At 58.4% G+C, this 19,809-nt stretch carries 21 protein-coding genes and 2 pseudogenes; 16 read left to right on the plus strand and 7 right to left on the minus strand.

The window, feature by feature from the left end:
* Positions 1 to 3: 3 nt before the first annotated feature.
* From glcF to yghX, 4 genes are all read left to right on the plus strand, one after another.
* Complete coding sequence (glcF, locus tag FQ185_RS01875) at positions 4 to 1,221, plus strand: glycolate oxidase subunit GlcF (RefSeq protein WP_149415970.1); 1,218 nt, start codon at positions 4 to 6, stop codon at positions 1,219 to 1,221.
* A 20-nt stretch (positions 1,222 to 1,241) separates the two neighbouring features.
* Positions 1,242 to 1,643: a heme-binding protein gene (locus tag FQ185_RS01880; RefSeq protein ID WP_008157093.1), complete on the plus strand. Its 402-nt coding sequence runs from the start codon at positions 1,242 to 1,244 to the stop codon at positions 1,641 to 1,643.
* A 50-nt stretch (positions 1,644 to 1,693) separates the two neighbouring features.
* On the plus strand, positions 1,694 to 3,874 hold the full coding sequence (locus tag FQ185_RS01885) for a malate synthase G (protein WP_149416146.1): 2,181 nt from the start codon (positions 1,694 to 1,696) through the stop codon (positions 3,872 to 3,874).
* A 119-nt stretch (positions 3,875 to 3,993) separates the two neighbouring features.
* On the plus strand, positions 3,994 to 4,881 hold the full coding sequence (gene yghX, locus FQ185_RS01890) for a YghX family hydrolase (RefSeq protein ID WP_149415971.1): 888 nt from the start codon (positions 3,994 to 3,996) through the stop codon (positions 4,879 to 4,881).
* 87 nt (positions 4,882 to 4,968) lie between these two features.
* Here yghX and FQ185_RS01895 read toward each other — a convergent pair whose 3' ends face one another.
* Positions 4,969 to 5,349: a RidA family protein gene (locus FQ185_RS01895; protein ID WP_149415972.1), complete on the minus strand. Its 381-nt coding sequence runs from the start codon at positions 5,347 to 5,349 to the stop codon at positions 4,969 to 4,971.
* Positions 5,350 to 5,425: 76 nt separating this feature from the next.
* Positions 5,426 to 5,818, minus strand: a complete 393-nt coding sequence (locus FQ185_RS01900) for a GFA family protein (protein ID WP_149415973.1) — start codon at positions 5,816 to 5,818, stop codon at positions 5,426 to 5,428.
* 197 nt (positions 5,819 to 6,015) lie between these two features.
* Here FQ185_RS01900 and FQ185_RS01905 point away from each other — a divergent pair, with 197 nt between their 5' ends.
* A complete protein-coding gene (locus FQ185_RS01905; RefSeq protein ID WP_178113481.1) occupies positions 6,016 to 6,501 on the plus strand; it encodes a GNAT family N-acetyltransferase in 486 nt (161 codons plus the stop codon).
* Between the two features lie 142 nt (positions 6,502 to 6,643).
* Here FQ185_RS01905 and FQ185_RS01910 read toward each other — a convergent pair whose 3' ends face one another.
* Positions 6,644 to 7,060 carry an ester cyclase gene (locus FQ185_RS01910; RefSeq protein ID WP_149415974.1) on the minus strand — a complete coding sequence of 139 codons (417 nt, stop codon included), beginning with the start codon at positions 7,058 to 7,060 and terminating at the stop codon, positions 6,644 to 6,646.
* Between the two features lie 160 nt (positions 7,061 to 7,220).
* On the opposite strand from FQ185_RS01910, the gene FQ185_RS01915 reads away from it, so the two are divergent.
* Positions 7,221 to 8,786, plus strand: a complete 1,566-nt coding sequence (locus FQ185_RS01915) for a methyl-accepting chemotaxis protein (RefSeq protein WP_149415975.1) — start codon at positions 7,221 to 7,223, stop codon at positions 8,784 to 8,786.
* A gap of 368 nt (positions 8,787 to 9,154) precedes the next feature.
* Positions 9,155 to 9,829, plus strand: a complete 675-nt coding sequence (locus tag FQ185_RS01920) for an NADPH-dependent F420 reductase (protein WP_149415976.1) — start codon at positions 9,155 to 9,157, stop codon at positions 9,827 to 9,829.
* Here the strand turns inward: FQ185_RS01920 and FQ185_RS01925 are convergent.
* Positions 9,807 to 10,166, minus strand: a complete 360-nt coding sequence (locus FQ185_RS01925; RefSeq protein WP_149415977.1) for an EAL domain-containing protein — start codon at positions 10,164 to 10,166, stop codon at positions 9,807 to 9,809. The two genes, FQ185_RS01920 and FQ185_RS01925, sit on opposite strands and share 23 nt — an antisense overlap.
* A gap of 60 nt (positions 10,167 to 10,226) precedes the next feature.
* Positions 10,227 to 12,812, minus strand: a complete 2,586-nt coding sequence (locus tag FQ185_RS01930) for an EAL domain-containing protein (RefSeq protein ID WP_149415978.1) — start codon at positions 12,810 to 12,812, stop codon at positions 10,227 to 10,229.
* 68 nt (positions 12,813 to 12,880) lie between these two features.
* Between FQ185_RS01930 and FQ185_RS30430 the strand changes: the two genes are divergently transcribed.
* Entirely contained in the window at positions 12,881 to 13,198 is a 318-nt protein-coding gene (locus FQ185_RS30430) for a hypothetical protein (RefSeq protein WP_149415979.1), read from the plus strand.
* Between the two features lie 34 nt (positions 13,199 to 13,232).
* Here FQ185_RS30430 and FQ185_RS01940 read toward each other — a convergent pair whose 3' ends face one another.
* Positions 13,233 to 13,712: a VOC family protein gene (locus FQ185_RS01940; RefSeq protein WP_149415980.1), complete on the minus strand. Its 480-nt coding sequence runs from the start codon at positions 13,710 to 13,712 to the stop codon at positions 13,233 to 13,235.
* Between the two features lie 137 nt (positions 13,713 to 13,849).
* Here FQ185_RS01940 and FQ185_RS01945 point away from each other — a divergent pair, with 137 nt between their 5' ends.
* The 3 genes and pseudogenes from FQ185_RS01945 to FQ185_RS01955 all read left to right on the plus strand — a co-directional run.
* Entirely contained in the window at positions 13,850 to 14,521 is a 672-nt protein-coding gene (locus tag FQ185_RS01945; protein ID WP_149415981.1) for a bifunctional 2-polyprenyl-6-hydroxyphenol methylase/3-demethylubiquinol 3-O-methyltransferase UbiG, read from the plus strand.
* A 207-nt stretch (positions 14,522 to 14,728) separates the two neighbouring features.
* Positions 14,729 to 15,091 (plus strand): annotated as a pseudogene (locus tag FQ185_RS01950) (hypothetical protein); the annotation flags it as partial.
* A 267-nt stretch (positions 15,092 to 15,358) separates the two neighbouring features.
* Positions 15,359 to 15,613, plus strand: a pseudogene (locus tag FQ185_RS01955) (class I SAM-dependent methyltransferase); the annotation flags it as partial.
* 123 nt (positions 15,614 to 15,736) lie between these two features.
* On the opposite strand, the gene FQ185_RS01960 reads toward FQ185_RS01955, so the two are convergent.
* Positions 15,737 to 16,702 (minus strand): GlxA family transcriptional regulator, encoded by a 966-nt coding sequence (locus FQ185_RS01960; protein WP_149415982.1) that lies wholly within the window; start codon positions 16,700 to 16,702, stop codon positions 15,737 to 15,739.
* Between the two features lie 101 nt (positions 16,703 to 16,803).
* Between FQ185_RS01960 and FQ185_RS01965 the strand changes: the two genes are divergently transcribed.
* The 5 genes from FQ185_RS01965 to mug all read left to right on the plus strand — a co-directional run bounded on the left by FQ185_RS01965 (position 16,804) and on the right by mug (position 19,769).
* Entirely contained in the window at positions 16,804 to 17,559 is a 756-nt protein-coding gene (locus FQ185_RS01965; protein ID WP_149415983.1) for an SDR family oxidoreductase, read from the plus strand.
* A gap of 52 nt (positions 17,560 to 17,611) precedes the next feature.
* Positions 17,612 to 18,025 (plus strand): cupin domain-containing protein, encoded by a 414-nt coding sequence (locus FQ185_RS01970; protein ID WP_149415984.1) that lies wholly within the window; start codon positions 17,612 to 17,614, stop codon positions 18,023 to 18,025.
* Between the two features lie 218 nt (positions 18,026 to 18,243).
* The gene (locus tag FQ185_RS01975; protein WP_149415985.1) at positions 18,244 to 18,516 is read left to right on the plus strand and encodes a DUF2790 domain-containing protein; all 273 of its coding nucleotides are present in this window, start codon (positions 18,244 to 18,246) and stop codon (positions 18,514 to 18,516) included.
* 95 nt (positions 18,517 to 18,611) lie between these two features.
* Positions 18,612 to 19,220: a TetR/AcrR family transcriptional regulator gene (locus FQ185_RS01980; protein WP_149415986.1), complete on the plus strand. Its 609-nt coding sequence runs from the start codon at positions 18,612 to 18,614 to the stop codon at positions 19,218 to 19,220.
* 12 nt (positions 19,221 to 19,232) lie between these two features.
* Positions 19,233 to 19,769, plus strand: coding sequence for a G/U mismatch-specific DNA glycosylase (mug, locus tag FQ185_RS01985; RefSeq protein WP_149415987.1), 537 nt, complete (start codon positions 19,233 to 19,235; stop codon positions 19,767 to 19,769).
* The last annotated feature ends 40 nt before the right edge of the window (positions 19,770 to 19,809 follow it).

Raw genomic sequence — 19,809 nt, forward strand, 5'->3', positions numbered from 1 at the left:
CCCATGCAGACCACCTTGAGCGAACAAGCACGCCAGCTGCCCCGCGCCGAAGAAGCCGAAAGCATCCTGCGTACGTGCGTGCACTGCGGTTTCTGCAACGCCACTTGCCCGACCTATCAATTGCTCGGTGATGAACTGGATGGACCGAGGGGCCGCATCTATCTGATCAAGCAGGTGCTGGAGGGTAATGAGGTCACTCAGAAAACCCAGCAGCATCTGGATCGTTGCCTGTCGTGCCGCAATTGCGAAACCACCTGCCCGTCCGGCGTCGACTACCACAACTTGCTGGACATCGGCCGGGCGGTGGTCGATGCGGCGGTGCCACGGCCACTCGGCCAGCGCCTGTTGCGCGAAGGATTGCGCAGCGTCGTGCCCAATCCGCAGTTGTTCAAAGGGCTGGTCAGCAGTGGCCAGGTTTTCCGCGCCTTAATGCCCGACATGCTGCGCGTCAAACTGCCGCGCAACGTGTATCCGGCAAAACCGCGACCGACCGCCCGTCATTCCCGGCAAGTGCTCATGCTCGAAGGTTGCGTGCAACCGAGCCTGTCGCCCAATACCAATGCGGCCGCCGCGCGTGTACTGGATCGACTGGGGATCAGCATCACTCCGACCCGCGAGGCAGGGTGCTGCGGCGCCGTGGACTATCACCTGGACGCTCAGGCGGCCGGCCTTGATCGCGCCCGCCGCAACATCGATGCATGGTGGCCGAGCATTGAAAAAGGTGCCGAGGCCATTGTGCAAACCGCCAGCGGCTGCGGTGCCTTCATCAAAGATTATGGCCACCTGCTCAGCGCCGATCCGGCGTATGCCGCCAAGGCGCAAAGGGTCAGCGCGCTTGCCAGGGATCTGGTTGAAGTGCTGCGCGACGAGCCGCTGGACAAGCTCGGCGTACACGGTAACCAGCGCCTGGCGTTCCATTGCCCCTGCACCTTGCAGCACGCACAAAAACTCGGCGGGGCCGTTGAGTCGGTGCTGACCCGCCTGGGTTACAACCTGACGCCGGTTCCTGACAGCCACCTGTGCTGCGGCTCGGCGGGCACTTATTCGCTGACCCAACCCGAACTGTCGCGACAACTGCGCGACAACAAACTCAATGCGCTGGAAAGCGGACATCCCGAAGTCATTGTCACGGCCAATATCGGCTGTCAGTCCCACCTCGACGGCGCGGGCCGAACCCCTGTCAGGCACTGGATCGAACTGGTCGAAGCCGCGTTGCCTTAACCGAACCCTGGAGAATCCACATGAAAAGCAAAGCCGTACTGAGCCAGACCGAAGTCAGCCAAATTCTCGCAGCCGCACGGACCGAAGCGCAGAACAACCAATGGGCGGTGACCATCGTGATCGTCGATGACGGCGGCCACCCATTGGCCCTTGAACGCCTCGACGGGTGCGCGCCGATTGGCGCCTACATCGCCACCGAAAAGGCCCGCACTTCCGCCCTCGGTCGACGTGAATCCAAAGGCTATGAAGAGATGGTCAATGGTGGGCGTCACGCGTTTTTGTCGGCGCCATTACTGACCTCCCTTGAAGGGGGTGTGCCAATCATCGTCGACGGCCAGGTGATCGGTGCGGTCGGCGTGTCCGGGGTCAAAGCCGAGCAGGACGCACAAGTGGCCAAAGCCGGCGCGCAATGCCTGAACTGAACCTGACGCTGTCAGCGCTCGAAAAACACCGTTTGATGGAGATGCAAAAAGTGACCGATTTCGTGAACTGCCATGGCCTCAAGGTCGCGCCTGTCCTGCACCGTTTCGTTGAGACAGACGTGTTGCCGGGAACCGGTCTGGACGCACAAACGTTCTGGAGTGGTTTCGCCAGACTGGTGCATGAATTGGCGCCTATCAACCGCGCGCTGCTGGCTGAACGTGATCGCCTGCAAACCAAACTGGATACCTGGCACCGTGCCTATCCTGGGCCGGTCACCGACATGCCGGCTTATCGCGACTTCCTCAGCGGCATCGGTTACCTGCAACCGCAACCCGTGAACGTCAAGGTCAGCACCCGCAACGTCGATACAGAGATCAGCCTGCAGGCCGGACCGCAACTGGTCGTTCCGGCAGTCAACGCTCGTTACGCGCTCAACGCCGCCAATGCTCGCTGGGGTTCGCTATATGACGCACTCTACGGCACCGACGTGATCGCCGATGACGGCGGCGCCGAGCCGGGATGGACTTACAACCCCGTACGCGGGGCGAAAGTCATCGCGTTTGCGCGGGCGTTTCTGGATCAGGCATTCCCTTTGGGCAACGGCTCGCATGTTGCAGCGTCCCGTTACCAGATCGAAGGCGCAACCCTGCAAGTCACCTTGAATGACGGCAGCCAAACCGCTTTATCGAACGCCGCGCAGTACATCGGCTATCAAGGTTCGCTAACGGACCCCACGGCGATTTTGCTGAAGAACAACGATCTGCATGTAGAGATCCAGATCGATCGACAGAGCGTCATCGGTCAGGCCGACGCTGCCGGCGTCAAGGACTTGCTGATTGAAGCCGCCCTCTCGACCATCATTGATTGCGAAGACTCGGTGGCGGCGGTCGACGCCGATGACAAGGTGCAGGTGTATCGCAACTGGCTGGGCTTGATGAAGGGCGACCTCAAGGAAGACCTGGAGAAAAACGGCAAAACCATCACTCGACGCCTGAACCCGGACCGCGAGTACACGGTTGCCGATGGCACCTCACTGACGCTACACGGGCGTTCGTTGCTGTTCATCCGCAACGTCGGGCATCTGATGACCAGCCCCGCCATTCTCGACAGTGGCGGACTGGAAATCCCGGAAGGCATTCTTGATGGCGTCATCACCGGCCTGATTGCCCTCCATGACCTGCAACGCCGCGGTAACTCCCGGACCGGCAGTGTCTATATCGTCAAACCGAAAATGCACGGCCCTACCGAAGTAGCGTTCGCCGAGCAGTTGTTCAGCCGCATCGAAGACCTGCTGCAACTCGAACGTCATACCCTGAAAATGGGCATCATGGACGAGGAGCGGCGCACCAGCATCAACCTCAAAGCCTGCATCGCGGCGGCATCCTCACGGGTAGCGTTCATCAACACAGGCTTCCTCGATCGCACCGGCGACGAGATGCACACGGCCATGGAAGCAGGGCCGATGCTGCGCAAGGGCGACATGAAAAGCACGCCGTGGATCGAGGCCTATGAGCTCAATAACGTACTCGTCGGCCTTGACTGCAACTTACGCGGCCGTGCCCAGATCGGTAAAGGCATGTGGGCCATGCCGGACCGAATGGCCGACATGCTGAAACAGAAAGTCGCCCACCCCAAAGCAGGTGCGAATACCGCGTGGGTGCCCTCGCCTACCGCCGCCACCTTGCACGCACTGCATTACCACCAGGTTAATGTGCGGTCCGTGCAAGAATCCCTTGAAAGCACCCACTTCAGTGACGTCAGCCAGACACTGCTGGATGGATTGCTCCGCGTGCCCGTCGTGATTGACAGGGCGTGGTCGGCGGATGAAATTCGTCAGGAAGTCGAAAACAATGCCCAGGGCTTGCTGGGCTATGTGGTGCGGTGGGTCGAACAAGGGATCGGCTGCTCGAAGGTTCCCGATATCCATAACGTGGGCTTGATGGAAGATCGTGCGACCTTGCGCATCTCCAGCCAGCACATGGCCAACTGGCTGCGGCATGGCGTGATTACCAAGGAACAGGCAATCGAAATATTGCAGCGCATGGCGCGAGTCGTCGATGAGCAAAATGCTGGCGACACTCTCTACAAGCCCATGGCACCGGACTTCGAACAGTCAGTTGCCTTTCAAGCGGCGTGCGCACTGGTATTCGAAGGGTGCGCACAACCCAACGGTTATACCGAGCCGCTGTTGCATAAATTCCGCCTCGCGTACAAGCAGTCGAGGGCGTAAATAGAAGGAAACAAATGAAGAGGCTCAGGCCTCTTTTTTTGTGAGCAGCTACTCTCGATGGTTATCGCTCACGCTGTCGCACCGGCAGAGCAACGACCCGCCCAAGAGGAAGCGCACAGATGACCCGTCTCACTGCGAAAGACTTTTCCCCGCAACTGCTCGAACTGTACGACTACTACGCCCACGGCAAGATCAATCGGCGCGAGTTTCTCGACCGTGCGGCGCTGTTTACACTGGGTGGTTTGACGGCGAGCGCCCTGCTCGCCGCACTGAGTCCGAACTATGCGCTGGCCGAGCAAATTGAATTTACCGATCCGGACATCATCGCCGAGTACATCACCTATCCCTCACCCAAGGGCAACGGGCAGGTTCGTGGTTACCTGGTGCGCCCGGCGAAAGCCACCGGCAAGACGGCTGCCGTGGTCGTCGTGCATGAAAACCGCGGGCTCAACCCTTACATCGAGGATGTCGCCCGGCGCTTGGCCAAGGCAGGCTTCATTGCTCTCGCCCCTGACGGCCTGACCTCGGTTGGCGGCTATCCCGGCAACGATGACAAAGGTCGAGAGCTTCAGATGACGGTCGATCCTGAAAAGCTCATGAATGACTTTTTCGCTGCCATCGAGTGGTTGATGAAGCATGACGCAACCACGGGGAAAGTCGGCATCACCGGCTTCTGCTACGGCGGCGGCGTCACCAATGCCGCAGCCGTCGCCTATCCGGAGTTGGGTGCTGCCGTGTCCTTTTATGGGCGACAACCCGAGACTAAAGACGTCGCCCGAATCAAGGCGCCGGTGATGCTTCACTACGGCGAACTGGATGCGCGCATTAATGAAGGTTGGCCGGCCTATGAGAAGGCGCTGAAAGCAGCGGGCAAGACGTATGAAGCCTACATCTATCCTGGCGCCAACCATGGTTTCCATAACGACTCCACGCCTCGATACGACGAGGCCGCGGCCAAACTGGCGTGGGATCGGACGCTGGGGTGGTTTCGGCGGTACCTGGTTTAGTGCTAAGGATGAATGTCTTCGCGGGGCGATTTGTGCAGTCTGGTAGCGGCCGCTCGCTGAGCAAGGCCGCCGGAAAAAACTGCGAACTCAGCCCTTGGCCGCCATCGCGGTGACTTCCACGCGCATGCCTTCGACCGCCAGGGCGGCCACGCCAACGGCGGCGCGAACCGGCCATGGTTTGGCAAAAAAGCGCTGGTAGACCTCGTTGAAAGCAGCGCGGTCAGCCATGTCGGTGAGGTAGATGGTCAGATGCAGAACCCGGTCCATGGAACTGCCGGCGCGTTCCAGCGCGACCTTCAACGCCTGCAAGGTGCATTCGCTTTGCAGGGTGATGTCGCCCAGCTCCAGGCTGCCGTCGGCGTGGGTCGGGACCTGGGTAGAGACCAGCAGGCCGCCGAAACCGGCGACGTCGCTGGAAATGGATTCCGAGTCCGGATCGGGGATGAAGGTGAGGTCGTGGTTTGCCATGAGGATCTCTTGCTTGAGGTAGTAAGGAGGGCGGCCAGTTTACCTCGTAACAACGCCTTCGCACCGTTCATGCCGCCTACTCTTCAAAGCGATCCATGGGGTCCCGATCGCGCTCGTATCGTCTTGTGAGCGGAAACGGCGGCAACCAGGACTCGCGACGCACGATCCAGCTTTCGTAGGTTGGCATCAGTTGATCAGGGGCATCCAGGGAGCCCAGGTTCACTTCGATTTCGTCGGCGGTGCGGGCGAAAACGGACGAGCCGCAACGGGGACAGAAAAACCGCCCGGCGTAGTCACGCGTTTCGCCAATGATCGTCACCGCATCCTGAGGGAATATCGCGGAGGCGTGAAACAGCGCCCCATGATGCTTGCGGCAGTCCAGGCAGTGACAAAGGCCGACCCGGTATGGGAGCCCCGAGGCCTCAATCCGGACGTTGCCGCACAGACAACCACCCGTGAACCGTTCCATGCTGCGTCTCCTCTAGAATCAAGCATTCGCAATGTTTACGACGAACCCCGTCGGTCGTTTTGAAAATAGCAGCTAAACGACCGCCATGAGTCGGATTCAGCAGGAATCAGCCACAGCGTCCATTGCGCAACGACCAGATATTTTCTCCCTCGACATTCTTATGGGAGGATGAGGTTTCTCTATCTTTCAGGAAGGTCATGGAAATTCGATTGATGGAAGCCAAGGACTGGATGCTTTTGAAGAAGATCCGACTCGCTGCGCTTTTGGACACGCCGACAGCGTTTGGTGTGAGTTACCAAACGGTAGCCAATTACAGTGACGAGCAGTGGAAAGAACGAGCCTCGTCAGCGACCGGACCGGAATTCTGGTTGGCCATCAAGGAAGATAAGCCGGTGGGAATGATTGGTGGCGGGGTCAGTCAAGCGAATCGCTACAACCTGATCGGAATGTGGGTTGAACCAGAAGCACGTGGCTCTGGCGTGGCGACCCGACTGGTAGAGGCGGTGAAAGCCCGCGCGACAGCCAGAGGACATGATCGCGTTTTTCTGGACGTATCCCCCGACAATGCAAGAGCCTCGAACTTCTATTTAAACCAGGGTTTCTCTTTCATAGATGAATGGGAACCCTTGGCAAGTCATCCGCATATCACGGTTCAGACAATGCTCTGGACTATACGGAACTGACTCACAGAGGTGGCGGTTTGGTCATTTCTACCCATTGAGCGCGCGGGGATTGCTCAACTTGGTCAGACGATGTCCGCCCCGATACAAGTGCATTTGTCACTGCTTCGTCGAGCGACGCTCCAGCAACATCTACTGAGTGTTCTCATGTACCGCCGTTGCTGGCGGCTGCCGCTCCTTCACACAGGAGTGCGCGTTCAACCGCAGCCTTATCAATGACTGACCACACGCAGGCAATTTTCTCTTCGTAGAAGGTGTAAAACACATTCTCGGAGAATGTTAGCCGTTGGCCGTGTGTATCCAGCCCCAGGAATCGCCCTTGTGGTGAGCAATCAAACAACAGACGGCTCGCGACTTGCGGCGCCTCGACAACCAGCATGTCAATCTTGAAGCGCAGGTCTGGAATGATCCTTACGTCGTTCTCCAACATCGCCTGATAGCCTGCCAGGCCCACCAGCTCTCCATTGTATTGCACGCTGTTATCGACGAAGTTGCCCAAGTCATGCCAACGACGTGCATTGAGGCAGGCAATATAAGCGCGGTATTGCTTGGCCAGGTCCACGTTTCGCTCTCCTGTCGTGGGGGTACTTGAGGCAGCAAGTTCGTCTGTTGCGGCGTCAGAAACCCGTTTTCCGACGTGCAACATGTCCATTCAGAGATACTCGTTAATCTTTCACTCATTGCTGCCGACGTTTCTAGCTTAGGGCATAGGAGTAATACAGATGAGAAACAACCAACCGGTTACACAGCGAGAGGTTGCCCTTAGACCTCAACAAAAACTCATCTCGACAACGGACGCACGTGGCGTCATTACATACTGCAATGACGCCTTCGTAGAGATCAGCGGTTTCAACAAGTCGGACCTGATAGGCGCGCCTCAAAATATCGTTCGGCACCCCGATGTACCCTCCGCCATATTTGCACACATGTGGGCCGCGCTTAAACAAGGCAAGCCCTGGATGGGTATCGTCAAGAACCGCGCAAAAAATGGCGACCACTACTGGGTCAATGCCTACGTCACGGCTATTTTCGAAGGTAACCAGGTCGTTGGTTACGAATCGGTCAGAGTCAAGCCTACGGCCGAACAGATCCGCCGCGCCGAAGTCCTCTACAAGCGCATAAGCCTCGGAAAGTCAGCCGTCCCCGGCAGCGATAAATGGCAACCCGCCCTGTTGAGTTGGCTGCCGGTTCTGGCAATGGGTTTAGTGGGCACTGCAGGCGGTGTCTGGCTCAGCGCTCCTGAGGCAATCATCCTGGCTGCAGGGATATCGGTTCCGATCGGTTTGATTGTTTCGCGCCGACAAAATCAGGGCGCGCTGCATCTGCTGGAAATGGCTGAATCTTCGACCTCAGACTCACTTCTCGCCAAAATGTACAGCGATGAACGTGGTCCCCAGGCACGCCTTGAAACCGCTTTTGTGAGCCAGGCATCGCGCCTCAAAACTTGCCTTACGCGGTTACAAGACACCGCAGAGCAACTTACCAGCCTGGCCGGGAGATCGGACGGCCTCGCCGCCGATAGTTCTCGCGGACTTGAACGCCAACGAGTCGAGACCGAGCAGGTGTCGGCAGCGGTCAATCAGATGGCGGCGACCACACAAGAGGTGGCAAGCCACGTCCAACGTACCGCCGACGCCACGCAAGAAGCCAATGTGCTGACGGAACGTGGACGCGATGTGGCCCGAGATACCCGAGAAGCCATCCAGCGCCTCTCCGTCGTAGTGGGTGAGACAGGACTGACGGTCGCGCAGTTAGCCAAAGACAGCAATGAAATAGGGACAGTTGTCGACGTCATCAAGGGCATTGCCGATCAGACCAACTTGCTGGCTCTGAATGCCGCCATCGAAGCCGCGCGCGCGGGAGACATGGGTCAAGGCTTCGCTGTGGTCGCGGATGAAGTGCGTCAGTTGGCACTACGCACGACTCACTCCACCACCCAGATCCATAGTCTGATTTCCAAGCTGCAGGTCTCCTCCAACAATGCCGTGAAGACAATGGAAAGCGGACATCGACAGGCCGAAGAAGGCGTGGCGTGGGTGCTTGAGGCAGACAAGGCGTTGATCGGTATCAGTGAAGCCGTAGCGCACATTACAGATATGAGCACCCAGATTGCCGCGGCGACCGAAGAACAAACCGCCGTTGCAGAGGAAATCAGCCGCAACATCACGACCATCGCGAATCTGGCAGATCAAACGTCTGAACAAGCCAGGCATTCGGCAGAGCTCAGCAAGGAGTTAACCCAGACAGCTAAAACGCAGTATTCATTGGTCGAGCGATTTAACCGATAGCCCATCAAACTTCCCTGAATAGGAGCGGCTCCGTGCGCCAGGGCAAATTGCGATTGAGTAACGGAGCGATGGGTGTTGTCGAATGGAATTGAAGGCAAAGGTGCACTACCTTCTATTTGCAACACCCTCGAATCGCTATCCTTTTCAGGTTGAGAGGTGGACTTCATGAACAACATCATCTACATCGTCGGCGTAGTTGTCATTGTCGTGGTTATCCTGTCGTTCCTCGGGTTTGCATAGATTCGAAGACCGTCTGGATTCATCGTTTGGGCCAATACCTGCCTCTCGCGGACGACAGTCATCGGCGCTGTTTGCACGTTACGGGGCCTGCGGTTACAAGACTGTTTTCCGACCCTGGAGCGCAGCGCATGTCCAGAATCCTCTTCCTTACGTTCACCGGCCTGGTCCTCTGCGCCAGCCAGGCTATGGCGGACGTCCTTAAGATCAGCGTGATCGGTGCCGGTAACTTCGGCGGTACGCTCGGCACGCTATGGGTGAAGGCTGGCCACTCGGTGATGTTTTCGTCACGCCACCCCGAGGAACTGACGGACCTGGTCAACAACGCCGGCCCCTCCGCTCGGGCGGGGTCGGTAAGCGAAGCCGCGGCATGGGGTGACGTGATCGTGCTGAGTGTTCCCTACGGGGCAATGCCGGTATTGGCCGAACAGCTGAAGGGCAAGCTGGAAGGCAAGGTGGTGTTTAGCACCAGTAACCCGATCAGCGGCCGTGACGGAGACGTCGGGCACAAGGCGCGGGAACAGGGCGTCGCCTTGGCGGACCAAGCCTATTTTCCCGGGGTACACCTGGTGCGCGCATTCAACGCCATAGGCTACGCATCAATGAAAAGCCTGTCTGGCAAAGACAAGGCGATTCCCGTCTTCGCCGACGACGCCCAGGCCCGGGACCTGGGGAGTTGGCTGGTACGCGACGCCGGGTTTATACCGGTACTTCTACCGCTGGCGCGAGCTAATGAAGGTTTGCCGGGCGGCCCGCTCAGCGGCGTTTGGAGTGAAGCCGAACTCAAGCAAAAGCAAGGTCTCTAGCGAATGCAGCTGTCTGTTCTCTCTGGGCCACCAGCTTGTCATCCAGCAGGTTGCGTGCGGAAATGTTCACGGCAACCGGTATGCATATCCCGGCATCGGCCCAGACCCGCACCTGAGACAGTGCCAGGTTCAGCACGTATTGAGTCAGGGAGCCGATGATTCCGGTGAGTTCGGCAAACGGAATGAACTCGTTCGGGTTCACCAGGCCGCGCACCGGATGCCGCCAGCGCACCAAGGCCCCGACCCCGGTGACGTCTTCTGTGCTCAGCCTGACCTTGGGCTGGTGCTCCAGGAACAATTCGCCGCGATCCAGACCTCGCCGCAGTTCGTCGAGCATAAGTGAGCGCTATCAACGGGTTGGCACTACAGCGCGATATGCATGTTTCTGTACTGCGCATTAAACGTTGCTTTTAATACCTGTACTTTCTCTGATGCCCACCAAAGCATTGAACGCGCCAGTATCAAGCGGCCGGCTCAAGAAATAGCCTTGACCTTCGTCACACGACACCGCTTTGAGCAACTTCAGATGCTCGGCTGTTTCAATGCCCTCAGCAGTAACAGTGAGCGATAACGCGCAGCCCAAGCCCACGATGGCCTGAATGATCGACTCGTCGCCCTCACTGTCACCCAGTCGGTTTAAAAAGCTGCGGTCTATTTTCAGGCCATCGAACGGGAAGGTGCGCAGATAGCTCAGCGAAGAATAGCCCGTTCCAAAATCGTCCATGGAGATGCGCACGCCGAGGCGTTTGAGCGTATGCATTATCTCAAGCGCGCCTTCGGCATCTTCGAGCATGACGTTTTCGGTAATTTCCAACTCTACCCGGGCAGGATCGATTCCGGAGTCAAACAGTATTTTCTGAAGGCGCTCCACCAAATTGCCTCGCTTGAATTCGATGGGCGAAAGGTTAACGGAGACGAACAGGCTATCCGGCCACCGCGCGGCGTACCTGCAAGCGGTATCGATTACCCAGTTACTCAAGGAAAGAATCAGCCCGCTTTCTTCGGCAATGGGGATAAATGTGTCGGGTGATATCAAACCACGCTCAGGATGTTGCCACCGTACCAACGCCTCGGCACCGACCATCTGACCGTCAGCGATGCGATAGCGCGGCTGGAAATGCAGCCTCAGCTCTCCGTGTTTGATCGCGAAACGCAGGTCACTTTCCAGACGGCGGCGCTCAATGATCTTCTCGTTCATGTCGCCCGCGTAAAAGCGCCATGTATTGCGACCTCCGGCCTTGGCTTCGTACAACGCGATATCCGCATAGCGAAGCAGCTCGGTGGCCTCGCGAGCGTCATTGGGCGCCATTGCGATGCCGATACTGGCGCTGACGAACACTTCCTGCTCATCGATCTCTATAGGCCGCTCGATGGACTCGATCAGGCGTCGACATAGCGCCTCGACTTCTTCCTGGGAGCTCACATCGGTGAGGATCAGTACAAACTCATCACCGCCGACCCGCGCGACAAGGTCCCCGTGGCGCACACAGTCAGCCAAGCGGCTCGACACTTCGTTAAGTACCCGATCACCTGCCGCATGCCCCAACAGGTCATTCACCGGTTTGAATCGATCCAGGTCCAGACTGAGCATGACCAGAGGATGTTTTACCGTTGGCAAAGCCTTGAGTTTGCCGTCAAGAAACTCCTGAAGCCGAGTCCTGTTCGGCAACCCGGTCAGCGCGTCATGCTGTGAGAGGAATTCGATTCTTCGACGAGCCTCGACTTCCTCCGTGACGTCAGTTGCAGTTCCCCGGAACCCTCCACACGTCATTTCTCGCGCCGAAAGACGAGTGATTCGCTCCTGGCCTTTAGTGTCGACGTAGCGGCACTGAACACTGATAGCCGGGAGACGGTTCGGAATGCTGAGCCACTGAGATAACGAGCCTAGTTCGGTGCTCAGAAGATCATCCATCGCCGCACCAATCCAGGCGTCCCTGGAGAGCCCTGTGACATCCTCAAACCGCTCGGACAGATAGGTGAAACGCCAATCAGCGTCTATTTCCCATACCCAGTCCGAGCTGGCTTCAACGACATCGCGAAAGCGCGCTTCGCTGGTGGCGAGGGCAGCCCGACCGCTTTGCAGCGATGTGTAGCTGGCGTCAAGCGCCTGTGCCCCAGCGGTTGCGCGACGCAAGATGACCCAGGTCATCAGGCACACCAATAGCGCGGCGACACCGATCAATGGCAATCCCAGCGCCAATAACCGCAGACCTGGCCTGGACGGACTCCAGTGCAAACTGCCGGCAATACCATTCTCGCCCAATGGCAAGATAGAGGTTGTGCCCATATCACCCGAAGTGGCGACGCGCAGGCCATCCACCCCATAATTCCGGCCTATGGCCTCGAGTTTGGCGCTGTCCAGAATGTCGACGAACATCAACACCGACGGCGACCTGTCATCAGACACCACTGTCGGGTCGGTTCCCGGCGTAATCGCCGCTGCGGCGACCAACGCGGGTATGCCTCCAACGACAATGAAGGCGGTTGTCGGCGTTTCTGTTTCCACGCCTTCACGAGCCTTGACGAGAATCGCGTCAATGGATTGCTCGAGCCACTTCTCGGCTTCAACCGATTTCAACTCGCCCTTGAGCACAGCGTAAACGGTGCGATTAACGTCGTTGACGACAAACACGCCCCGAAAACCAAAATCCGTGTAAAGCGTTGTGCCGACGTTTTGCCGCACGTACGCCCAGTCAGGGTCCATTTCAACATGCAGATGTTTGTAAGCATCGCCCCAAAATGCGTAATCCTTCACGGTCGAGCGCATCGATTTTTCCAGCGATTGCATGGCCTTCTTCGTGTAGAAAGCACTTTGGACCTCCTCCGTTCGGTCTAAATCATGTGCAAGGTAAACAAGTGAATAGCTGGCAAGGAAAAAAACACCCGCCAACAGGCCCACAAACTTGAACAGAGAGGCACGTGCCAGCGCCACGCTTGAACGATCGATCGGGGAACGGGCGATAGAGGGTAGATTGTTTGACATAGATTCCGCTGGGCGTTGAGGCAATTCGGCTGCATATCGAGTTATCGGCCGATGTTACCGAAGGGTGAATGCCACCCAAATGCGCTAAACCTGCTAAACCGCCCCAAGGGAAGGCGCAATGGGTCCTCTCCTCCCTGCTCGCCATCAACCTGGCGCTGACAGCGGGATGTGCAGGCAAAACGTCCACGGCTCGCTATTCAGCCTCAAGCGTAGGCTCGAACTGCTATGCAAAAGCACTACCCACTGCCGGCGAGGGCGAGCTGGCTTGGGGCGATACCTTGAACATGGCTCGCAAAACATCCCTGAATAATTGCATCCGTTATGCCGGCCGATCCGGTGGCACGCCAGATACCTGCCAAGTGGTGTTGGCGCAGTGCAAAAATTAATAGAGCGGCAACGAAGCGGGCCGTACGGTTCAGGTTAACGCCCAAGAGCCTCTTCGATCGCAGCGATGTCGATCTTGCCCATTGTCATCATGGCGTCGAACGCGCGCTTGGCCGCCGCTTGATCGGGATTGGTTATCGCGGCTGTCAGAATGCGTGGCGAGATCTGCCACGACACTCCCCACTTGTCCTTGCACCAGCCACAAACGTTTTCCTGGCCACCGTTATCGACAATCGCGTTCCACAAGCGGTCTGTTTCGGCCTGGTCGTCGGTCGCCACCTGGAACGAGAAAGCCTCGGCATGTTTGAACGATGACCCCGCGTTCAGCCCCAGACAAGGGATGCCCATCACCGTGAATTCAACCGTCAAGACATCGCCCTGCTTGCCCGCCGGATAGTCGCCAGGCGCGTGATGGACTGCGTCCACCGTGCTGTTCGGGAACGTCTTGGCGTAGAACGTCGCAGCGTCCAGTGCAGTGCCGTCGAAGCAGAGACAAATCGTGTTTTTGCTGACCATTTGGGTTCTCCAGAATCTGGACTGACACGAGCAGTCTAGCAGCGCAGAGAATCGGACTGATTCGGCAAACGTGGTGGGCGGTTGATCGATCAGCACTTATCCTATCCTTTAGGCAACCAACAACTCCGGACACCCATATGCCCGCCTCCGAATCCACCCTCCTCCAAAGCTGGCACCACAACGCCCGGTCCTGGATTGAAGCCGTCCGCAGCGGTGCCATCCAGAGCCGCCTCAAGGTCACCGATCAGGCAATCCTGCTGGCGGTGCTAAGCCGCCAACCCGAGCGCGTGCTCGACCTGGGCTGCGGCGAGGGCTGGCTGTTGCGTGCGCTGGCGGAGCGGGCCATCGAGGCGGTCGGTGTGGATGGCGATGCGACGCTAGTCGCGGCGGCGCGGGCGGCGGGTTCTTCGCGGGTGCATTTGGCGAGTTATGAAGCGTTGGTGGAGGCGAAGGTGGACGTCGGCCGCGACTACGACCTGATCTGCGCCAACTTCGCCCTGCTGCATCAGGACATCATCCCGTTGCTCGTCGCCATGAACGCCCTGCTCGCCCCTGGCGGCGCGCTGGTGATTCAGACGTTGCATCCGTGGGCTGCATCGGCGGGCGACTATCAGGATGGTTGGCGGGAAGAGACCTTCGCCGGGTTCAAGGGGCAGTGGCAACCCATGCCGTGGTATTTGCGAACCTTGTCCAGTTGGTTCAATGCGCTGGACATGGCCGGTTTTCGACTGACCGGCCTGCAGGAGCCGCAGCACCCGCAAAGTCCTTTGCCGCAGTCGCTGCTGTTGGTGGCCGAGCAGCGGGGGTGAGTCCAATCGATGAGCCCGGGCAACACCATGACTTCACGGCCTGGTCTTCACGGCGACGAACCCTTCTGATCAGTGTTTACACATCAAGCGGAATCCTTGCAAATTCATCAACCAGCAAGCGGGAGCCTGCTGAGCGCCAGGCGGTTTGCGAGGATCTCGCCATGGCTTCGATGACGCTAAGATGACGGCCGATGCCCTTCCCTGCCCATGGCCGGACCCTTGTTCTGCGCCGGTTCGACGGTGTTCAACCCGCTTGTGGAATTCGACGTCAAGCCCACCGACCTCGACTGGCCGGCCATGCTCGGAACCTCGCGCGGCAAGGGCCGCCTGCATTTTGTTGGCGTAGTGCCCGGCGCTATTCCAGTGCACGTGTTCGACCTGATTCCCCAGCAAAAGAGCTTGTCCGCCTCACCGGTCGGCTCGCCCGGCACCACGGCGACCATGCTGGAATTTTGTGCATGTCATCAGATCCTGCCGCAGGTCGAGCACTTCCCCATGAGCCGGGTCAACGAAGCCGTCGATCACCTGCGCAGTGGCAAGGCGCGTTACCGCGTCGTGCTGGATGCCAGCAATTGCAGCTCTTTGTCTCGCGGACCACACAATTGCGTCACACCGGAAAAGTCCGTTGCAATGCGGGTAAACGCGCCCAACTGTTCCTCCAGCAACACTTGTTTGACAAAAAGCCCGTTTAACACAACACCCCTAAGCCGAAGCACTATTGAAACCGCCATCAAACGGTTAATCCATAATGGGTATGGCTCTTACTCTGACTTTTTACGTGTCCATGTTTGCCTGAACGTTTAACTCAAAAAACGCGTCAATCGCGCCTTCGGCCAACTGCCCCGCTCTCAACAAGGGCTTGCCGGTGCGCCGGAATAGCCAGCGTTGTGATCGTTATTGCCTGAAATGTCCGGGCAGAAAGTCGTGGACCTAGGCTGTGGTTATGGCTGGTTTTGTCGATGGGCGGCCGAACAAGACGCCCAGAGCGTGCTGGGACTGGATGTCTCGGGAAAAATGCTGGAGCGCGCTGTCGCCAGCACAAACGACTCGCGCGTCATTTATAACCGGGCCGACCTGGAGCGGCTTGAACTGGCCACGTGAACGAACGGGGCCCTACCGAGCAGGATCTGGCAGCCCGCCCTGCACTTTCAGACGAAATCGAGCGGCCAATGACGCTGATCCTGGCGGCCAGTCGCTGAGTTTTTTCCATGAGCCTTACAGCGATTGCCGCAAGGGTTCAATTGTGCGGGCGCAGCGCCGAAGCTCCAGCGGTGTGCGTCCAACGACCCGCATGAAGCTTTGATGCATGCGGCCAGCGGTGATGAATCCGTTCAGGCGCGCGATCTCCTCGAACGTCTGCCGCCCATCCTCCACCAGTGGTCGCGCCGCCTCCACGCGCAGACGTTCGACCGCACGCGCCGGTGTCACTCCGGTCGACGAGGCGAACGCCCGTCCGAACTGCCGAACGCTCAGGTTCGAGATCCGGGCCAGACGCTCGACCGAGAGATTTTCGCGCAGATGTTCGCGAGCGAAGCTTAACGCGGTTCGAATGCGATCCGATCCCGGGTCGAAATCCACCAGCGAAGAGAACTGGTATTGACCGCCCGGTCGTCGGCAGTAGACCACCAACATGCGCGCAACCGATCGTGCGATGTCCTTGCCCAGGTCCTGCTCGATCATGGCCAGGCTCATGTCGATCCCGGCCGACATGCCCGCCGAGGTCCACATCCCGTCGTCCTCGGTCCACATGTGGTCGCCATCTACGCACAACGCCGGGAACCGCTGCTGCAACTGCTGCGCGTAAAACCAATGGGTAGTTGCGGAGCGACCGTCGAGCAAGCCGCTGGCGGCCAGCAGAAAGGCCCCCGTGCACACGCTTGCGGTTCTTCGTGAGCGCTGGGAGATATCGCGAATGGTCGCTAAGAGCTCAGCCACCCACTCGCCCTCCGGCGGTTCGGGCGGGGCTATCACGATGAACGTATCGAAGGGCCGGGGCCGCAATGCCTCGGTGACGACTGTGAGCCCGCACGCACTGCAGACCAATCCGCCGTCCAGCGACGTGACAGTGAGCCGGTATTGGCAGGATGACAGTTGGCTGGCAATCAAGAAGGCCTCGAGCGGCCCGCTCAAATCCAGCAGCACAAAACCTGGGTGGACCAGAAAACCGACATGACGGGTCATGGCCGAAATCCAACGATCTATGTCCTTGGCAGCATTAGGCTCCCGCCCTAACTTGGCAGTCAACGCGTTTTACGAAGGTGTATCAGGCAGGAGACACAGTCATGAAAATTGTCGTCATCGGTGGCACAGGCTTGATCGGAACGCAGCTCTGCGACCTCTTGCGAGCGGGTGGACATGACGTCGTCGCAGCCTCACCGAACACCGGGGTCAACACCATTACCGGCGAAGGGCTGCAAGCGGCACTTCAGGGTGCCGATGCCGTCGTCGACGTCGCCAACTCACCCTCGTTCGAAGATGCCGCCGTGCTGGAATTCTTCGAGACATCCGGGCGCAACCTCTTCGCCGCCGAGAAGGCGGCCGGGGTCAAACACCACGTCGCGCTGTCGGTCGTGGGCACCGAACGGATGCTCGACAGCGGTTACTTCCGGGCCAAGATGGCCCAAGAGGAGTTGATCAAGAAATCAGGGGTTCCCTACTCCATCCTCCGGGCCACGCAGTTTTTCGAGTTCGTCGGCGCCATTGCGCAATCCGGCGCACAGGACAACACCGTTCGACTGACCTCGGCCGCCCTGCAGCCGGTCGCCTCCGCCGATGTCGCGGCGGCACTGGCAAAGATTGCCGTGGGAGCACCCACTGGCCAGACCGCTGAGGTTGCCGGCCCTGACCGGCAGCCGCTGGTCTCGTTCGCCAAGACCTATCTGCAGCACAACCAGGACCCGCGCGAAGTGATTACGGACGATAAAGCTACCTACTTTGGCGCACCGATCAACGACCAGTCGCTGACTCCGGGTGCCCATCCAATCATCGGCGCAACCCACTTCGATGCATGGCTCAAGAGCGGTTCCACCCAGCGCTGACGGCTTCGGTCACTGCATTGCGCCAGAACCATTCCACGATCAGGAGTGCCTCATGCGAACCCATTTACTTCTGGCCCTGCTTCCCCTGCTGTCTACCGGGGTCGTGATGGCGGCCCAAAATCCGACCGCTACAGCGCCGCCGCCTATCGTCAATACAGTGATGGTCCAGACGCTACCCGACTATCCCGGCAAGGAAGTGCTGATGATCACCGTCGAGTACCCACCCGGCGGTGCAGACCCGGTCCATCGACATGACGCGCATGGATTCATCTATGTGCTTGAGGGCACGATTGTCATGGGGGTGGCTGGCGGCAAGGAAGTCACATTGACCCCCGGGCAAAGCTTCCACGAAGGCCCCAAGGACTTGCACACAGTGGGGCGCAATGCCAGTCAGGACAAGAGCGCCAAGTTCCTGGTTTTCCTATTGAAGTACCAGAACAAACCTGCGGTCATTCCTGTCGATTGACCGCTTTTTTGTCGGTGCTCCATTCATGCGAAATCTGTCATCAGTGTTTGTCCAGTGGGCCGCTATTTGAGGGCGGGATAAACCCCTAGCATCGTCTCTACCCAGTGAGCAAACGGAGTCAGTAGCCAAGAGCTGGCAAGGTAAAAACCCGGACATTCGATGTGAACTTAACGGTCATCTCGAACGCTGAGTGAACCCTTAACGATACGGTGAACATCATGAACATTTTAAAAGTTGCGGTTTTTCTTGCACTTGGCGGTATAGGTGCACAGGCATTGGCAGAAGATAGCCACTCAACGGCCCCGACCAGTCAGATACCGGTTGAGCGGTACACTTACGCAACGAAACTCGACATCAAAAAAGTCATCGCAGTTTCGGAAATTGCAGACGTGTGCGGTGCGGTGCCGGCCCAAATGACCTATGAAGACTCTCACGGTCAACAACGTATCCTGCAGTATCAAGTGATGGGCACAGGATGTTCAAACGGTTGAATAACGTGCGGACGATGGAGGGTCGACACTCCATGGCTGCAGCGTTTGCGAACTCAAGCGTAGTCAATTTTTTTTGATGAGCAGACAATTTCCTCATCGGCTGCCAACACGCCTGGAATAGAGTTCTTAAGAAACTCCCGCAGACAGCGCTGCAGCAGGCGCTTGGGGTTTTCTGGAACACCGGATATTCCGGCGCTTCGCTGGACAGCATCGCCACCGCGGCCGGCATGAATCGCCCCAGCCTCTATGCGGCCTTCGGTGACAAACACGCGCTCTATATCAAAGCGCTTGAGCAGTATTGGGCGTTTGCCGATGCGGCCATGCACGAGGCGCTGAAGGACACCGAGCTGACGTTGAGTCAGGCGTTGATGCGCTTCTATGAGGGCCAGTTGTCGATCTATTTCTCGGGTGACGGCCAACCGCGTGGCTGTTTTGCGATTGGCACGGCGACGACCGAAGCCGTCGCGGATTCTGAAATACGCGAGGATCTTTCGGAGCGGCTCAGCAGGCTCGATGCCGATCTTGAAACGCGTCTGCAAGTGGCAATAAACGCCGGCGAGTTGAAAAGCGATGCCGACCCGGCGGCCCTTGCGGTGCTCGCATCGTCCCTGCTGCATAGCATTTCGATACGTGCGCGAGCGGGCAAATCCCGCGCTGAATTGACTGAACTTGCACGTAATGCAGTCAACGTCATTTGCGGATGAGGGAATTTCAGGGTGGGTGAACGACTCGAAGACATTCTTGCCGAGCGACTCGATGTGATCTTCTGTGGCATTAATCCGGGAATGAAGGCCGCCGCCCAAGGGCATCATTTTGCGGGCCGAAGCAATCGTTTCTGGCGCACACTGCATCTCGCCGGTTTTACGCTGGCAGAGGTACGGCCGGAGAACGATCGGACAATCTTGCAGTATCAGTGTGGATTAACGGCAGTGGTTGAACGGCCTACGGCGCGAGCGGATCAGTTGTCTGTGCATGAGTTCATCGCTGGCGCTGCGGATTTTGAACAGAAGATCGTGCGCTATGCGCCGCGCTTTGTGGCGTTTCTAGGCAAAGCGGCGTACGGCGCGTTATCCGGCCAACGAGAAGTGACGTGGGGGCTTCAGTCAAAAACCTTTGGTAATGCCTCGGTATGGGTTCTGCCCAACCCCAGCGGGCGAAATCGTGCGTTCACGCTTGATCAACTGGTAGACGCGTACCGCCAACTCTATTTGGCAACCGGCGAGCCGGTTCCTCTGGTCCCGACTTGGTGTTAAATAGAACGTTCAGGCGGTAAGTCCAGACCCTGTCGCGTAA

The sequence above is a fragment of the Pseudomonas sp. ANT_H12B genome (assembly GCF_008369325.1).
Taxonomy (GTDB): Bacteria; Pseudomonadota; Gammaproteobacteria; order Pseudomonadales; family Pseudomonadaceae; genus Aquipseudomonas.

Coding starts and splice junctions, on each gene's coding strand:
- glcF (WP_149415970.1), top strand. CDS start 4: ATGCAGACCACCTTGAGCGAACAAGCACGCCAGCTGCCCCGCGCCGAA.
- FQ185_RS01905 (WP_178113481.1), top strand. CDS start 6,016: ATGGAAATTCGATTGATGGAAGCCAAGGACTGGATGCTTTTGAAGAAG.
- FQ185_RS01940 (WP_149415980.1), bottom strand. CDS start 13,712: ATGGTCAGCAAAAACACGATTTGTCTCTGCTTCGACGGCACTGCACTG.
- yghX (WP_149415971.1), top strand. CDS start 3,994: ATGACCCGTCTCACTGCGAAAGACTTTTCCCCGCAACTGCTCGAACTG.
- FQ185_RS01975 (WP_149415985.1), top strand. CDS start 18,244: ATGAACATTTTAAAAGTTGCGGTTTTTCTTGCACTTGGCGGTATAGGT.
- FQ185_RS01925 (WP_149415977.1), bottom strand. CDS start 10,166: ATGCTCGACGAACTGCGGCGAGGTCTGGATCGCGGCGAATTGTTCCTG.
- FQ185_RS01915 (WP_149415975.1), top strand. CDS start 7,221: ATGAGAAACAACCAACCGGTTACACAGCGAGAGGTTGCCCTTAGACCT.
- FQ185_RS01930 (WP_149415978.1), bottom strand. CDS start 12,812: ATGTCAAACAATCTACCCTCTATCGCCCGTTCCCCGATCGATCGTTCA.
- FQ185_RS01895 (WP_149415972.1), bottom strand. CDS start 5,349: ATGGCAAACCACGACCTCACCTTCATCCCCGATCCGGACTCGGAATCC.
- FQ185_RS30430 (WP_149415979.1), top strand. CDS start 12,881: ATGCCACCCAAATGCGCTAAACCTGCTAAACCGCCCCAAGGGAAGGCG.
- FQ185_RS01900 (WP_149415973.1), bottom strand. CDS start 5,818: ATGGAACGGTTCACGGGTGGTTGTCTGTGCGGCAACGTCCGGATTGAG.
- FQ185_RS01880 (WP_008157093.1), top strand. CDS start 1,242: ATGAAAAGCAAAGCCGTACTGAGCCAGACCGAAGTCAGCCAAATTCTC.
- FQ185_RS01965 (WP_149415983.1), top strand. CDS start 16,804: ATGAAAATTGTCGTCATCGGTGGCACAGGCTTGATCGGAACGCAGCTC.
- FQ185_RS01945 (WP_149415981.1), top strand. CDS start 13,850: ATGCCCGCCTCCGAATCCACCCTCCTCCAAAGCTGGCACCACAACGCC.
- FQ185_RS01970 (WP_149415984.1), top strand. CDS start 17,612: ATGCGAACCCATTTACTTCTGGCCCTGCTTCCCCTGCTGTCTACCGGG.
- FQ185_RS01920 (WP_149415976.1), top strand. CDS start 9,155: ATGTCCAGAATCCTCTTCCTTACGTTCACCGGCCTGGTCCTCTGCGCC.
- FQ185_RS01960 (WP_149415982.1), bottom strand. CDS start 16,702: ATGACCCGTCATGTCGGTTTTCTGGTCCACCCAGGTTTTGTGCTGCTG.